General features: G+C 71.5%; 11 protein-coding genes and 1 pseudogene. 7 read left to right on the top strand and 5 right to left on the bottom strand.

What is annotated here, in order from left to right:
- The first annotated feature begins 8 nt into the window (after window positions 1-8).
- From sigM to AB0B68_RS14410, 5 genes are all read left to right on the top strand, one after another.
- The gene (gene sigM, locus AB0B68_RS14430; protein WP_357205160.1) at window positions 9-725 is read left to right on the top strand and encodes an RNA polymerase sigma factor SigM; all 717 of its coding nucleotides are present in this window, start codon (window positions 9-11) and stop codon (window positions 723-725) included.
- Window positions 722-1,693 carry a hypothetical protein gene (locus AB0B68_RS14425; protein WP_357205157.1) on the top strand — a complete coding sequence of 324 codons (972 nt, stop codon included), beginning with the start codon at window positions 722-724 and terminating at the stop codon, window positions 1,691-1,693. Before sigM ends, AB0B68_RS14425 begins: the two co-directional genes overlap by 4 nt.
- Before the next feature lie 183 nt (window positions 1,694-1,876).
- Window positions 1,877-2,827: a thioredoxin-disulfide reductase gene (gene trxB / locus AB0B68_RS14420; protein WP_091396582.1), complete on the top strand. Its 951-nt coding sequence runs from the start codon at window positions 1,877-1,879 to the stop codon at window positions 2,825-2,827.
- A 31-nt stretch (window positions 2,828-2,858) separates the two neighbouring features.
- A complete protein-coding gene (gene trxA / locus AB0B68_RS14415; RefSeq protein WP_030331849.1) occupies window positions 2,859-3,182 on the top strand; it encodes a thioredoxin in 324 nt (107 codons plus the stop codon).
- Between the two features lie 171 nt (window positions 3,183-3,353).
- Window positions 3,354-4,517 carry an N-acetylmuramoyl-L-alanine amidase gene (locus AB0B68_RS14410; protein WP_357205154.1) on the top strand — a complete coding sequence of 388 codons (1,164 nt, stop codon included), beginning with the start codon at window positions 3,354-3,356 and terminating at the stop codon, window positions 4,515-4,517.
- Between the two features lie 11 nt (window positions 4,518-4,528).
- On the opposite strand, the gene AB0B68_RS14405 is transcribed toward AB0B68_RS14410, so the two are convergent.
- Window positions 4,529-5,194, bottom strand: a complete 666-nt coding sequence (locus AB0B68_RS14405; RefSeq protein WP_355004547.1) for a GNAT family N-acetyltransferase — start codon at window positions 5,192-5,194, stop codon at window positions 4,529-4,531.
- Between the two features lie 295 nt (window positions 5,195-5,489).
- Here AB0B68_RS14405 and AB0B68_RS14400 point away from each other — a divergent pair, with 295 nt between their 5' ends.
- On the top strand, window positions 5,490-6,803 hold the full coding sequence (locus AB0B68_RS14400) for a PLP-dependent aminotransferase family protein (protein ID WP_357205150.1): 1,314 nt from the start codon (window positions 5,490-5,492) through the stop codon (window positions 6,801-6,803).
- 7 nt (window positions 6,804-6,810) lie between these two features.
- Entirely contained in the window at window positions 6,811-7,812 is a 1,002-nt protein-coding gene (locus AB0B68_RS14395) for a D-alanine--D-alanine ligase (protein WP_357205147.1), read from the top strand.
- A gap of 749 nt (window positions 7,813-8,561) precedes the next feature.
- Here the strand turns inward: AB0B68_RS14395 and AB0B68_RS14390 are convergent.
- From AB0B68_RS14390 to rsmG, 4 genes and pseudogenes are all read right to left on the bottom strand, one after another.
- Window positions 8,562-9,152, bottom strand: a pseudogene (locus AB0B68_RS14390) (hypothetical protein); the annotation flags it as partial.
- 1,466 nt (window positions 9,153-10,618) lie between these two features.
- The gene (locus AB0B68_RS14385) at window positions 10,619-11,635 is read right to left on the bottom strand and encodes a ParB/RepB/Spo0J family partition protein (RefSeq protein ID WP_357204857.1); all 1,017 of its coding nucleotides are present in this window, start codon (window positions 11,633-11,635) and stop codon (window positions 10,619-10,621) included.
- Between the two features lie 27 nt (window positions 11,636-11,662).
- Window positions 11,663-12,988, bottom strand: a complete 1,326-nt coding sequence (locus tag AB0B68_RS14380) for an AAA family ATPase (RefSeq protein WP_357204854.1) — start codon at window positions 12,986-12,988, stop codon at window positions 11,663-11,665.
- Between the two features lie 256 nt (window positions 12,989-13,244).
- On the bottom strand, window positions 13,245-14,099 hold the full coding sequence (gene rsmG / locus AB0B68_RS14375; RefSeq protein ID WP_357204851.1) for a 16S rRNA (guanine(527)-N(7))-methyltransferase RsmG: 855 nt from the start codon (window positions 14,097-14,099) through the stop codon (window positions 13,245-13,247).
- Window positions 14,100-14,103: the final 4 nt, after the last annotated feature.

The raw sequence follows: 14,103 nt of genomic DNA, 5'->3' as shown, positions 1-14,103 counted from the left end.
ACGTGGTGATGGACGGGCGCGCGGCCGCGAGTGACCTGGAGCTGCTGCGCGCGCACGTCGCCGGAGACCGGGACGCCTTCGCCGAATTGTTCCGCCGGCACCGGGACCGGCTGTGGGCGGTGGCCCTGCGGACGCTCGGCGACCGCGAGGAGGCAGCCGACGCTCTCCAGGACGCCCTGCTGTCGGCGCATCGGGCGGCGGCCCGGTTCCGTGGTGATTCCGCCGTCACCACCTGGCTGCACCGGATCGTGGTCAACGCCTGCCTGGACCGGATCCGACGCCGGCAGGCGCACCCCACAGTGCCACTGCCGGACGGCAACCGGGCCGACGGCGGATCGGGCACCGGCGGGCTCGAACCGGCGGCGCCGGCAGCGGACCACGACACCGCCCTCGTGGTCCGCGAGGCGCTCGCCGCACTGCCCCTTGAGCAACGCGCCGCGCTGGTGCTCGTCGACGTCCAGGGTTATCCGGTCGCCGAGGTGGCACGCATACTCGGCGTCGCCGAGGGGACGGTGAAGAGCCGGTGTGCCCGGGGCCGGGCCCGGCTGGCCGTGCTGCTCGGGCATCTCCGCCCCGCCGTCGTGGCGACGCCTTCGCACCGACCGGACCCCACCGGCCCGAGCACAAGCGTGCCCGGCGTCACGCCGGGGAACCCAGGCCCGGTGGAGGGCGTCGGATCGGGGTCAGGTCGATACCGGCGGGACGCCAACCAGGAGGACACGTGACGACCGAGGGGTTCCGGGAGGTCGACGCCGACCTCCTCGCTGACTACCTCGGCGGGGCGTTGGACGGCACCCCGCAGCAGGACGAGGTCGCCCTGCTGGTCTCCACCGACCCGTCCTGGGCCGAGGCGTACGGGCTGTTGGCCCCCGCCGTGGCCGAGGTGCGGACGGATCTGAGCCGCTGGGCCGAGCCGTCCCCGGAGATGCCGTCGGAGATCACCGACCGCCTCCTGGCCGCGCTCGCCGCCGCGGAGCCGACTCACGAAGCCTCGACCGGGAAGACCGACACAACCACGCCGTTCGTCGTACCGGCGCAGGGTGGAGTCGGTCGCCGACCGTCCGCTCCGACGCCCGCCGGGCGCTGGGCGTCCACCGGTCCGGGCCGCCGACGGCGCGGCTGGGCCCGCCGTGGCGCACCCGTGGCCGCCGCCGCGATCGCCGTCGTCGCCGCCGCGCTGGGCCTCAACCAGCTCTCGATGCGGGCGTCGGACGACTCCGCCGGCACCGCCATGAACCAGCCGGCCAGCGCGCCGGAGGGCGTCGCGGGGGCTGGGACGGCCCGCACCACCGGCCCGGCACTGCGCAGTGGTACGAACTACACCCCGCAGACCCTCGGGGACGCCCACGGCCCGGATGCTCCGGCTGCCAGCCGGGCGACCGGCAACACCCCGGGCGGGCAGCCGCACGTGGATGCCGAGGGCGGACGCCGTCCGTCTCCCGACGGGTCGGACCAGCTCGCCCGGCTCACCGACGAGGCCGCGCTGACCAGTTGCCTTACCAGCGTCGCGGCGGAACACGGATCGGCCCCTCTGGTGGTCGAGGTGGTCGACTACGCGCGGTTCCAGGGCGACCAGGCACTGGTCATCCACTTCACCGACGCGAACGGGGCCCGGTGGGCCTGGGTCAGCGGCCCGGAGTGCGGCGTGCCCGGGTCCGGCTCGGACAGCCGGTATTCGGCGCGGGTAGGGTGAATCCACGGTCGATGGCACGATGACCCCCCACGTGACCTGACCCACCGGATGCCCGGCTCGGGAATCCCCGGTTCGTACGATGACGTTCTGGAAGTCAGCTGCCGGCCCCACCCAGGCGTCGGCGACTCGGATCAGCATCGGTGCTCGCGCCGACGCCGAACACACACAACTCGGGAGACGGCAGTGGACGAGGTCCGCAACCTGATCATCATCGGCTCCGGGCCGGCCGGCTACACAGCGGCGGTCTACGCCGCACGTGCCAACCTGAAGCCGCTGATCATTGAGGGCGTGCAGTCCGGTGGCGCGCTGATGACCACGACCGAGGTGGAGAACTTCCCCGGCTTCGCCGACGGCATCCTCGGCCCCGAGCTGATGGACAACATGCGCAAGCAGGCCGAGCGGTTCGGCGCCGAGTTCCTCACCGACGACGTGACCCGGGTCGAGCTGGTGGACACCGGCGACGCCGGCTCCGGCGCGGTGAGCACCGTCTGGGTTGGCGAGACCGCCTACCGGGCGCGATCCATCATTCTCTCCACCGGTTCGGCCTGGCGGCCGCTGGGCGTGCCCGGTGAGCAGGAATTCCTGGGCCACGGCGTCTCCGCGTGTGCCACCTGTGACGGCTTCTTCTTCCGCAACCAGCAGATCGTGGTTGTTGGCGGCGGCGACTCGGCGATGGAGGAGGCCACCTTCCTCACCCGCTTCGCGGAGTCGGTGACCATCATCCACCGCCGCGACTCGTTCCGGGCCAGCAAGATCATGGCCGACCGGGCGCTGAGCAACGAGAAGATCAAGGTCGAGTGGAACAGCACCGTCGAGGAGATCCTCGGCGAGGACGGCAAGGTCACCGGCGTACGCGTCCGTAACGTGCACACCGGCGAGACCAAGGTGATGGACGTGACTGGTGTCTTCGTCGCCATCGGTCACGACCCTCGCAGCGAACTGTTCCAGGGCCAGGTCGAGCTGGACGACGAGGGCTACGTGAAGGTCCACGCCCCGAGCACCCGTACCAACGTGCCAGGTGTCTTCGCCGCAGGCGACGTGGTCGACCACACCTACCGTCAGGCGATCACCGCAGCCGGCACCGGTTGTGCCGCAGCGCTCGACGCCGAGCGGTTCATCGCGACGCTCAGCTGAAACAAGGAACACATCCCGGAGGAGGGGCATAGTGGGAACAACCAAGGCGGTCACCGACAAGAGCTTCGTCGCTGACGTGCTGCAGGCCGACAAGCCGGTGCTTGTGGACTTCTGGGCGGAGTGGTGCGGGCCGTGCCGCAAGGTGTCGCCACTGCTCGAGGAGATCGCCCGGGAGATGGGTGACCAGGTCACCATCGTCAAGCTCAACATCGACGAGAACCCGGAGACCGCCCGGGCCTACCGGGTGATGTCGGTGCCGACCCTCACCGTCTTCAAGAACGGTCAGCCGGTGCAGTCGATCGCTGGTGCCAAGCCGAAGGGCGAGCTGGTCCGGCTCATCGAATCGGCCCTCTGAGCAGCAGAAACATCAACCGAACCCCGTACCCGCTCGTCGGGTGCGGGGTTCGGTGTCTTCCCGGCCGTACCGTCGACGTATTTCCCGGCCCCAGCCACCTCGCCGCCTGAGAGCGCATAGCCTCAAGCCTGGGCCGCCCGGCCAGCGAGTGTCGTGCAGAGGGGGTCGTGCGTGCGTCCGATCCGACCCGGTGACCGGGGACCCGCGGTCACGGAGATCCGTACCATCCTGACCGGCCTCGACCTGCTGGCCGCCGCCGACCCGCACACCGACGAGTTCGACCTCGACACCGAGCGGGCGGTCCGCGCGTTCCAGCAGTCGCGGGGGCTCAGCGTGGACGGCCGGGTCGGCGCGGAAACCTGGCGCGCCCTGGATGCCGCCCGTTGGCGGCTCGGCGCCCGCACCCTCTACCACGCGGTTCCCGAACCGCTCACCGGCGAGGACGTCCGGTCGCTCCAGGAGCGACTGCTGGAGATGGGGTACGACACGGGCCGCGCGGACGCCATCTACGGTGTCCGGACGTCGCGGGCGCTGGCCCAGTTCCAGCGTGAGGTCGGGCTCACCCCCGACGGCTCCTGCGGCCCGCACACGATGAACGCGCTTCGCCGGATCGGCCGCAAGGTGGTCGGTGGCCGCCCGCAGTGGCTCCGCGAATCCGACGCGATCCGCCAGTCCGGACCGGCGCTGGTCGGCAAGACTGTCGTCATCGACCCGGGGCACGGGGGCACCGACCCCGGGATGGTGGTGCCCGACGGCTCACTGCGCTGGACCGAGGCGGACCTGGTGCACGACCTGGCCAGCCGATTGGAGGGACGTCTCGCCGCCTCCGGAGTGCGGGTGCAGCTCACCCGAGGCCCGTCGCCCGACAGCTGCCTGCCGGACACCGACCGGGCCCTGCTCGCCAACTCGCTCGGCGCCGACGTGTTCATCTCGTTGCACCTGGACGGGCACGCCAACCCGGATGCGGAGGGCGTGGCGACCTACCACTACGGCACCGACAACGGGGTGACGTCGGCGACGGGTGAGCGCCTGGCCGGGCTCGTGCAGCGGGAGATCGTCGCCCGCACCGGGCTGCGGGACTGCCGCACCCACGCCAAGACGTGGGAGTTGCTGCGACTGACGCGGATGCCCGCCGTCCGGGTCGAGGTCGGCTATCTCACCTCTCCGACGGACCGCGCCCACCTCGTCGACCCCCGATTCCGGGACCGGGTGGTGGAGGCGATCGTGGCCGCTGTGCAGCGGATGTACTACCCGATCGAACGAGACGTCCCCACCGGATCGCTCGACGTCAGCGAACTGCGTGCCGTGGTGACCGCCGGCACCGTGGTGGACTGATCAGCCGGACGTCAGCCGTTGGTGGAGCGGGTGGCCGGGGCGGGACGGACCGGGCGGAGCAGGGTTTCGGGGCTCATCGACCCGAGCAACTTCTCCAGCGCGTACTCGACGTCGGACTTCCAGCTCAACGCCGTACGCAGCTCAAGACGCAACCGGGGGAAGCGCGGATGCGGACGTACGGTCTTGAAGCCCACGGAGAGGAAGAAGTCGACCGGGGCCACGCAACCACCGGCAGGGTCGTCCGCGTCGCCGAACTTGGCGTCGCCGAAAGCCTCGATCGCCTTGATCCCACGCTTGGTGAGATCCCGGGCGACACCCTGCACCAGCATCCGGCCCAGCCCGCCGCCCGAGAACGCGGCGACCACGTTGGCGGTCATCAACAGTGCCGCGTCCGCGGAGACCGGTGAGGTCGGGAACGCCATCGAACGGGGCACGTAGGCGGGCGGGGCGTACATCACGAAGCCGGCCGGCATGCCGTCCACGTACGCGAGCTTGCCGCAGGAGCCCCACTCCAGCAGCGTCTGGGAGACCCACGCCTCCTTCTCCAGGCCCGGATCGCCAGCGGCGCAGGCGCGCTCAGCGGAGACCGGATCGAGCTCCCAGTAGACGCACTGCCGGCACGGGCGCGGGAGGTCTTCCAACGTGTCGAGGGTCAGGCTGACCAGACGTCGCGACATATGGCGCATCCCCACAATAGGCTCGGTGGTGAGACCGGCATGGAACGACAGCGCCGCCTTCCTGCCCCCGACGAGCGATCGTACGCCGCCGATCGACCATACGGGAGGGGACGCGCGAATGCCCACCACGACGGGGGACGCCGAGGACGGTCCGCGATGTGGTCGATCTGCTGCGGTACGGCGGCAGCACGACCCAGGCGGACTAGGATCGACAATCGGTGTGCCCGCCGCCATGGTCAGCGGTGTGCGGGGTACCCGGGGCGGGAGCCACTCGAGCAGCGATCGAGGTGAGGTCATGACCGGCACGACACTCGACGACTACACCGACCGGTACGCCCGGCGGGTACGCGGGATGACCGCCTCCGAGATCCGAGCACTGTTCGCGGTGGCCAGTCGTCCGGAGGTCGTCTCGCTCGCCGGTGGCGCACCGTACATCGCGGCCCTTCCGCTGGACGCGGTCGGCGAGATGCTCGGCCGGCTCGGTTCCGAACACGGCGTGAGCACCCTTCAGTACGGCATCGGTCAGGGCACCCTCGAACTGCGGGAGCGGATCTGCGAGGTGATGTCGCTCTCCGGGATCGACGCCGCGTGCGGGGCCTCCCCGGAGGACGTCGTCGTCACCGTGGGCGGGCAGCAGGCACTGGACCTGGTGGCCCGGCTCTTCCTCGACCCGGGTGACGTGGTGCTCGCCGAGGGACCGACGTACGTCGGTGCGCTCGGCGTGTTTCAGGCCGCCCAGGCGCAGGTCGTCCACGTACCGATGGATGCGGACGGGCTGATCCCGGAGGCGCTGGAGACGGCCATCGCCGACCTGGCCCGTGCGGGCCAGCGGGTCAAGTTCCTCTACACGATCCCCACCTACCAGAACCCGACCGGCGTGACGCTCAGCGAGGAGCGCCGGGAACGGGTGCTCGACATCTGCGAGCGCGCCGGCCTGCTCGTCGTCGAGGACGACCCGTACGGCCAACTGGGGTTCGAGGGTGAGGCCCCGGCCCCCCTGCGGGCCCGCCGCCGCGACGGCGTCTTCTACCTCAGCACCTTCTCCAAGACCTTCGCCCCCGGGCTGCGGGTCGGCTGGATCCTGGCGCCGCACGCGGTCCGCGACAAACTGGTCATCGCCAGCGAGGCGCAGATCCTCTGCCCCAGCGGTTTCGCCCAGGCCGCGGTGGCCACCTACCTGAGCACGATGCCCTGGCGGCAGCAGCTCAAGGTCTACCGCGAGGTCTACCGGGAACGCCGCGACGCCCTGCTCGACGCGATGGCCGACCTGATGCCCGAGGGCACCAGCTGGACCACCCCGGCCGGCGGTCTCTTCGTGTGGGCCAGCCTGCCCGACGGGCTCGACTCGAAGGCCATGATGCCGCGAGCGGTCGCCGCCCGGGTCGCCTACGTGCCCGGCACCGGCTTCTACGCCGACGGCACCGGCACCGACGCCATGCGGCTCAACTTCAGCTTCCCGCCGCCGGAGCGGATCCGTGAGGGCGTCCGCCGGCTGGCCGGGGTGATGGAGCAGGAGATCGCGATGCGCCGGGTCTTCGGTGCCGTGGGTGGTGCCGCCGGGCGACGCGGCCGGGCCGGCTCCGACGTGCCCGGGCCCGACTTGGCATGATGCCGGCATGGCTACGACCGCCGAGCACCTCCTCGTGACCGATTCCGCCATCTCGGCCGACCTGCGCGTCGTGGTGCTCGCCGGTGGGCTCTCCTACGAACGGGACGTGTCGCTGCGCTCCGGTCGCCGTGTGCTCGACGCGCTGCGCGCCGTCGGGGTGGAGGCCGAGCTGCGGGACGCGGACGTGGCGCTGCTGCCGGCGCTCGCAGCCGACCCGCCGGACGCGGTGGTGATCGCACTGCACGGCGCGACCGGCGAGGACGGCTCACTGCGCGGGGTGCTGGATCTGTGCGACGTCCCGTACGTCGGCTGCGACGCTCGGGCCTCCCGGGTCGCCTGGGACAAGCCCTCGGCCAAGGCGGTGCTCCGCGAGGCCGGCATCCCCACCCCCGACTGGGTGGCGCTCCCGCACGATCGTTTCTCCGAGCTCGGCGCGGTCGCCGTCCTGGACCGGATCGTCGACCGTCTGGGCGTACCTCTCATGGTGAAGCCGGCACAGGGCGGGTCCGGGCTGGGCGGGGCGGTGGTCCGGGACGCCGCCGCACTGCCCGCCGCGATGGTCGGCTGCTTCGCGTACTACTCCACTGCGCTCGTGGAGCGATACGTGCCGGGGATGGACGTGGCAGTCTCCGTCGTCGACCTGGGCGACGGCCCGCGGGCGCTGCCCCCGGTGGAGATCGTGCCGCGTAACGGCGTGTACGACTACGCCGCCCGCTACACCGCGGGGCGGACCACCTGGCACGCCCCCGCCCGGCTGGACCCGGAGGTGGCTGCCACTGTCGCTGACGTGGCCCTCGCCGCGCACACCGCGCTCGGTCTACGGGACCTCTCCCGCGTCGACGTGATCGTGGACGCGGACGGCCAGCCGCACGTGCTGGAGGTCAACGTCTCCCCGGGGATGACGGAGACGTCACTGCTTCCGCTCGCCGTGCAGGCGGCCGGGCTGGACTTCGGCCGACTCCTCGGCACCCTGGTCGCCCGAGCCGCTGCCCGCCTCACCAGGCACTGACCTACCCGCCAACCACTTCGGCGGAGCGGACCACCCGCGGGCCGACCATGAGGTTGGCCTTGTCCTGCCGGGTCAACCTCATGGTCGGTTCCAGATCAGTGAGTCGCGCGTACGTCGGGAGTGCCGCTGCCGTCGGTGCGCGCGGCCTCGCCCGGAGTGCCAGTGCCCCTCTCAGGGGCGTTCCTGCTGACGGCCTCTCCGGAGGCTTCTCCGTTGGCAGGGTCGGACGCTGCCGGGTTGGCGGATCCAGCCTCGTCGGCGCTTCCGCTCGCCGGGCCGACGTGCGGCCCGCCGGAGGGCTTCTCCGCCGAGCCGACGCCATGAGGTCTGTCGGTGGGCATCTCCGCCTGGCCGGCGCGGAGTCCGTCGGTGGCCGTCGTGGCGGCGCTGCCGGATGCCGCTGTGGTGGACTCCCGGGCGTCTGCGGCCGGGACGCCGGGCAGGTCGGTGGCGGATGCCGTCCGAGCGGGTTCAGCCGCCGGACGGTTGACCGTGCCCGACTGGGCGGGCTCAGCCGAAGGCCGGTCGGTGACGGTGGTCGTCGTCGAGCCGGCGCCGGCGCCGGGGTCCGCCACCGGTTCGGCCCGGGGGCCGCTGTCGGCGTCGGTCGGATCAGGAGTGGAGTCGAGGGGCGGTTCCGGGATCTCCTCTGCCGCCTCGATGACCGAGACGGCCTCCGTCCCGGCTGCTGCCGCTGAGGCAGCCTCCGCTGCGGCAGCGGCGTCCGCGGCGGCGGACTGGGCCAGCAGACTGGACGGCGCCTGCCACTGGATGCGGGGTGGCTCGGCGAGCGGGCGGCCACCGAACTCGGCGAGCCAGGCCGCGACGAGCGCCAGATTTTCCCGCCACTGCGCCTCGGAGATCGGCGGCAGGATCGAGTCCCACAGGGACAGGAACGTACCCCGCAACTGAAGGCGGCCGTACGGGCGAGCGAGGAACCACATGTGCAGATGAGCGGAGCCGTCGCCCCAGCGATTGACGTGCACCCGTGCCACGCCGTCAAGCGACCGGATGGCCCGCTCCAGACGTACCGTCATCACCCCCAACTCGGCAGCCAGCAGGTTCGGCAGGTCGCCGAGGTCGAGGTGGGTGCGCGATTCCAGGATGAGCACCATGGGCAGACCGGTGGGCCGGTCCATCGCGCGGACCCGCCACCGCTCGCCCACCCAGATGTAGGCGTCGTCGGGTGCGTTGCAGGCGGTGCATTCCCGGAGACCCTCGCCCTTCCGGGGCGGTTCGACCGGGACCGGATCATCGAGTTGCTTCACGTGGAGGTCACCCTCGAAGGGAAATGACGGCCACTGGGTGAAGTCCGGGACTGAGGGAGGGTTGTCGTGCACGACGCTGACCCTAACCGAGTCTGGCACCGCTGTCCCTACCTGATCGAGCGGTCCCGGGCCACCGGATCGGTACCCACCGCCGGCCGGCTGTTCGTGCTCGCGCAGGCACCGAGAGGCGATATCCACAGGCTGCCGAGATCCTGAACACAGGCCGTCATCCACAGGCTCACACCCGCTCCCACGCGCTGTTTCACGTGAAACGGGGGGTGCCTGTGGACAACCGGTGTGGATAACTTTTCGGCCAGTCGGTCGTTGTCCGCGAGCCTCCGGATCGGCGGGTTTGACGGCCGCCGCAGACGGAATCGAACGGGTGCCTTCCGAGGGGCTGCGCGTGCCACCGTCGGAGCGGTATCCGGCCGCCGGCGACCGTCCGCTGGCTCATGTGGCCCACGTCGGCGCCGACGGTTGGCTCGTTCGCGGACCCACACCAGCACAGACCTCGACCGCGCGGCCTGGATGCCCCGGAGGCCCGGATGCTCCCTGAACGCCGCAAAGGGCGGGGGCATCGCACGGCAGCACCGACATCGAGTGTCTGAGGTGAAGGGGTCACGCCGCTTGACTAGCCACTCCGAACGCCGGGTTTTCGATCGGTGCCAGCGAGCCGCTGTCTCGGTTTCACGTGAAACCGAGCGCCAGCTGCCGAGGTGATCCGGGGGGGCGGGCTCACGCTTCCGGGCCATCGCCGCCGGCGCGCCGCGCGTCCCGACGGTTGGTGGGCGCGCACCCGGCCTACCGACCGTGCACCTAGTTCACGCGGTGTCGCGGCCTAGCCGTGTCGCCGTGTCGCCGTCTAGCGATCTATGCGGTCTAGCGGTCTTCGCGGTGTCGCGGCGTGGCGGTCTCACCGACCAGCGCCCGGCGGCCCAGCGGTCGCTGTGAGGAGGCTGCTCCGGAGGACCCAACAACGATCGTGGGCCTCGGCCCCCACCGATAGCCACGGAGACCTCGTTTCGCGCCACTCAGCGGCTCGCTGGCGCCTTGATCGGCGCTAGGGGCAGTCGCGGTCGAGTGGACCTTCCCGAGGGCTTCTGCGAGGCGTGTAGGGCTTCCCCCACGCCGCACTCGCCCAGTCGCCTCCGCCAGTCGCGAGCACGCGCCCCGCCGCCAGTCGCGCCACCGCGCTCGCCCGTCGCTGCGTCTGCTCCGCCACCAGCCGCTCGCGACACCAGGCCTGTCGCCCACCGCCGCGCGCACCGCCTATCGGCGCCCTCACCGCTCGCTGATTGCTTTCGAACCTTCCGGCCAGCGCGACCAACCGGACCCCTCCGGCCCCGCCCCGTCAACTTCTCCTGCGGCAAGCGCGGGACCCCTGGTTGGCTGAGCGAGCCGAGGATGACGACGGTCCACGCTCATGCCAATCTCAGAATCAGGTCCGATGCCTGTTTCACGTGAAACAGGCATCGACGCCGGGATGCAGAACGGCCGCGCTCCCGGTGGGGTGGCGCGGCCGTAGGCGAGCGGGTGGGTCAGTCCTCCCCGCTCTCCTCCTGTTGCACTCCGATGATCCCGACGATCCGCTCAAGGTCGTCCACGGTCGCGAACTCGATCGTGATCTTGCCCTTGCTCCGGCCGATGTCCACCTTCACGCGGGTGTCGAACCGGTCGGACAGCCGATCGGCGAGATCGGTCAGGGCCGGCGCGTGCGCCTTGGGTCGCCGCTTCGCGGCCTGGCCCTTCGCCGGCCCGTCGTTGAGCGTCAAGGCCACGATCTCCTCGGTCGCCCGAACCGACAGCCCTTCGGCCACGATCCGCAGAGCAAGCTGTTCCTGCGCCTCCGCCTCGTCGAGGCTCAGCAGGGCGCGGGCGTGCCCCGCCGACAGGATGCCGGCGGCCACCCGGCGCTGCACCTGTGCGGGCAGGTTCAGCAGTCGGATCGTGTTGGAGATCTGCGGGCGACTCCGGCCGATCCGGCGGGCCAACTCCTCGTGGGTGGCCCCGAACTCCTCCAGCAGTTGCTGGTAGGCGGCGGCCTCCTCCAGCGGGTTCAGGTTGGCCCGGTGGATGTTCTCCAGCAGGGCGTCGCGAAGCATCGCGTCGTCACGGGTGTCCCTGACGATCGCCGGGATGCTCTCCCGCCCCACCGCCTGGGCGGCCCGCCAGCGCCGCTCGCCCATCACCAGTTCGTACTTCTCGTCGTCGAGTTGCCGAACGACGATGGGCTGGAGGAAGCCGACCTCCTGAATCGAGGTCTTCAGCTCCTCCAACGCCTCCTCATCGAAGACCTGGCGGGGCTGCTTCGGGTTGGGCATGATCGCGTCGACCGGGATCTCGGCGAATCGAGCACCGGGCACCGGGCTCAGCACGGGCTCCGGCTCGCGGATCGGCGCGCCAACGGGCACAGCGGCGGCGGCTTCGGTGCTGCCGTTGTCCAGGTGCTCGTTCTCCGGCTCGGCCGTCACGGTGCCAGCGGCACCCGGCGCGGGCCCGGTCGGGATCAGCGCCCCCAGGCCCTTACCCAGACCGCCCCGAGGACGGTTCTTCATGCGACGCCTCCCAGCGACTCGTCCGCACTACGCATTCCGGCCCACCGGCTCCTTGACGCCCCGCTCGGCGATCTCCTGGGCGGCCTCGAAGTAACTCGTGGCGCCCCGCGAACCGGGATCGTAGGTCATCACCGACTGGCCGTAGCTCGGCGCCTCGGAGACCCGGACGTTGCGGGGGATGACCGCCTGGAGAACCTTGTCGCCGAAGTGGTTCCGGACGTCCTGCTCGACGGCGTCGGCCAAACGGGTGCGCCGGTCGTACATGGTCAGCAGGATGGTGGAGACATCGAGCTTCGGGTTGAGGTGCTGGCGTACCAGGTTGATGTTGTTGATCAGCTGGTTGAGCCCCTCCAGCGCGTAGTACTCGCACTGGATCGGGATCAGCACCTCCTGCGCGGCAACCAGCGCGTTGACAGTGAGCAGGCCGAGCGAGGGCGGGCAGTCGATGAAGACGTAGTCGAACTCGCCCGGGTAGGCGGCGATCGCCCGGTCCAGACGCGACTCCCGGGCCACCACCGACACCAACTCGATCTCCGCGCCCGCCAGGTCGATGGTCGCGGGTACGCACCAGAGGTTGGGGATGCCCTCGACCGCCTGCGCCACCTCGGCCAGCGGCACGCTGTTGATCAGGCAGTCGTACACGTCGGGGATTCCGGTGTGGTGTGGGACGTTGAGCCCGGTCGAGGCGTTGCCCTGCGGGTCGAGGTCGACCACGAGCACCCGGTTGCCGTGCAGGGCGAGCGCCACCGCAAGGTTGACGGTGGTGGTGGTCTTACCCACGCCACCCTTCTGGTTGGCGACGCACATGACCCGGGTCCGGTCCGGCCGAGGCATTGTCACCTCGCCACTGGGATTCAGGATCTGCACGGCGCGCATCGCCTCCATAGCCAACGGTGGGTCATCCTCTTCGCGCGTCGGGGTTTCACGTGAAACGTACGTGGGGTCGGTCGCCACGGCGGCCAACGACTCGGTCGAAGCGACCGGGGCGTCGGCGACCACCGGCCCGGCGTCCCGAACGGCCGCCGCAGTGGGTTGGTGTGGGACGGCCGGCTCGAAGCGAACCGCTGCCGCGGTGTTGCGGCGACCTGAGGTCGACCGCACCTCGGCGGCGTTGACGGGTCGACCCGACGCCTCCGGCGGCCGGCGACCACTCGCCGGATCCGGAATGGTCGAGCCCTCCGGCCGCCCGGCGCCCGAGGGCGGGTCGAGCGCGGCCGGCGGATCGCCGTCGGTAGGTCGGGTAGATGGCCCGGTCGCGCCGGGCGACCAGCTCGGGTAGTCGGTTTCACGTGAAACGGGATCGCTGGGCGACCCGGTCACGCGTGGATCGTCGTACCTGCCGTCGTCATGCACCTGTCATCCCTGCCCGCTTCGGATGGTCGGTCCGCGCCCCGGTCAACTTGGCCGCATCCTCGCCCGCAACCCGGGGCGTACGGCCCGCGGGAGCGGTCGGAGACCCGCGACGTCCGTCACCCGCTCCACACTATCGACGCGCGGTCAGCCTACGGCGGACGGGCGCGGCCGGTCCACGTCGGGTTCTCATCCCCTCGTCCATCCGTACCGGTACAACGAGGCAACCCACCGGCCGGAAGCCCGATGGCGCGAAGTGTCAACCTCGGCGGGAGCGTCCACTCCGGGCGCGCTTCCTGGCCGCCGGGCGGGCCGGGCCGACCATCCGCTCGCGCACGATCTCCACGACCGTGGTGGGCGGATCGATCACGCCGACGCCGCAGAGCTGCACGGCCGGCTCCCCGCCGCCGAGTCGCGCCACCACCTCGGCGTGCTCCTCGATCTCGGTGGCGGCCGACGAGCCCTTGAGCGCCAGCAGCCGACCACCGCGAACCGCCAGGGGAAGGCTCCAGCCCGCGAGCCGATCCAGGGGCGCGACCGCGCGCGCGGTCACCACGTCTCCGCTGATCGGCTCCCGGCCGCTCGACCCGCTGGCCGCCTCGTCGGCCCGACCACGGAACACCCGCACCGACTTGGCCAACCCGAGTCGCTCGACGACCTCGATCAGGAACGACGTCCGCCGGGCCAGCGGCTCGATCAGGGTGACAGTCAGGTCGGGGCGGGCGATAGCCAGGACGAGACCCGGCAGACCGGCGCCGGAGCCGACGTCGAGCACCGTCGCGCCGGCCGGGATCCGCTCCGCGACCGCGGCGCAGTTGAGCAGGTGCCGGTCCCAGATCCGGGGTGCCTCCCGGGGGCCGATCAGGCCGCGGACCACCCCGTCGGTGGCCAGCAGTTCGGCGTACGCGGCAGCCAGGTCGAGACGGTCACCGAAGAGCGTCAGCGCGGCCGGGGCCAACTCGGGCGGCAACGCCGCGTCGGCTGGGGACGGGGCGGTGTCGCGCCCTGCCGAGTCGGCATCTGCGTCGCCTGTGGCGGGGTGGACAGCGGACGGCCCGGGCGGCGTGCCGCCCGGGCCGGACACGGCATCGGCCGTGTTGTCGTCGTGGGTCACCCGG

This window comes from Micromonospora sp. NPDC049049 (assembly GCF_040649115.1).
GTDB lineage: Bacteria > Actinomycetota > Actinomycetes > Mycobacteriales > Micromonosporaceae > Micromonospora.
The sequence above is the reverse complement of the archived record's forward strand: the minus strand, read 5'-3'. Positions and strand labels throughout refer to the sequence as shown.

Coding starts and splice junctions, on each gene's coding strand:
- sigM (WP_357205160.1), top strand. CDS start 9: ATGGACGGGCGCGCGGCCGCGAGTGACCTGGAGCTGCTGCGCGCGCAC.
- AB0B68_RS14405 (WP_355004547.1), bottom strand. CDS start 5,194: ATGTCGCGACGTCTGGTCAGCCTGACCCTCGACACGTTGGAAGACCTC.
- AB0B68_RS14400 (WP_357205150.1), top strand. CDS start 5,490: ATGACCGGCACGACACTCGACGACTACACCGACCGGTACGCCCGGCGG.
- AB0B68_RS14395 (WP_357205147.1), top strand. CDS start 6,811: ATGGCTACGACCGCCGAGCACCTCCTCGTGACCGATTCCGCCATCTCG.
- AB0B68_RS14385 (WP_357204857.1), bottom strand. CDS start 11,635: ATGAAGAACCGTCCTCGGGGCGGTCTGGGTAAGGGCCTGGGGGCGCTG.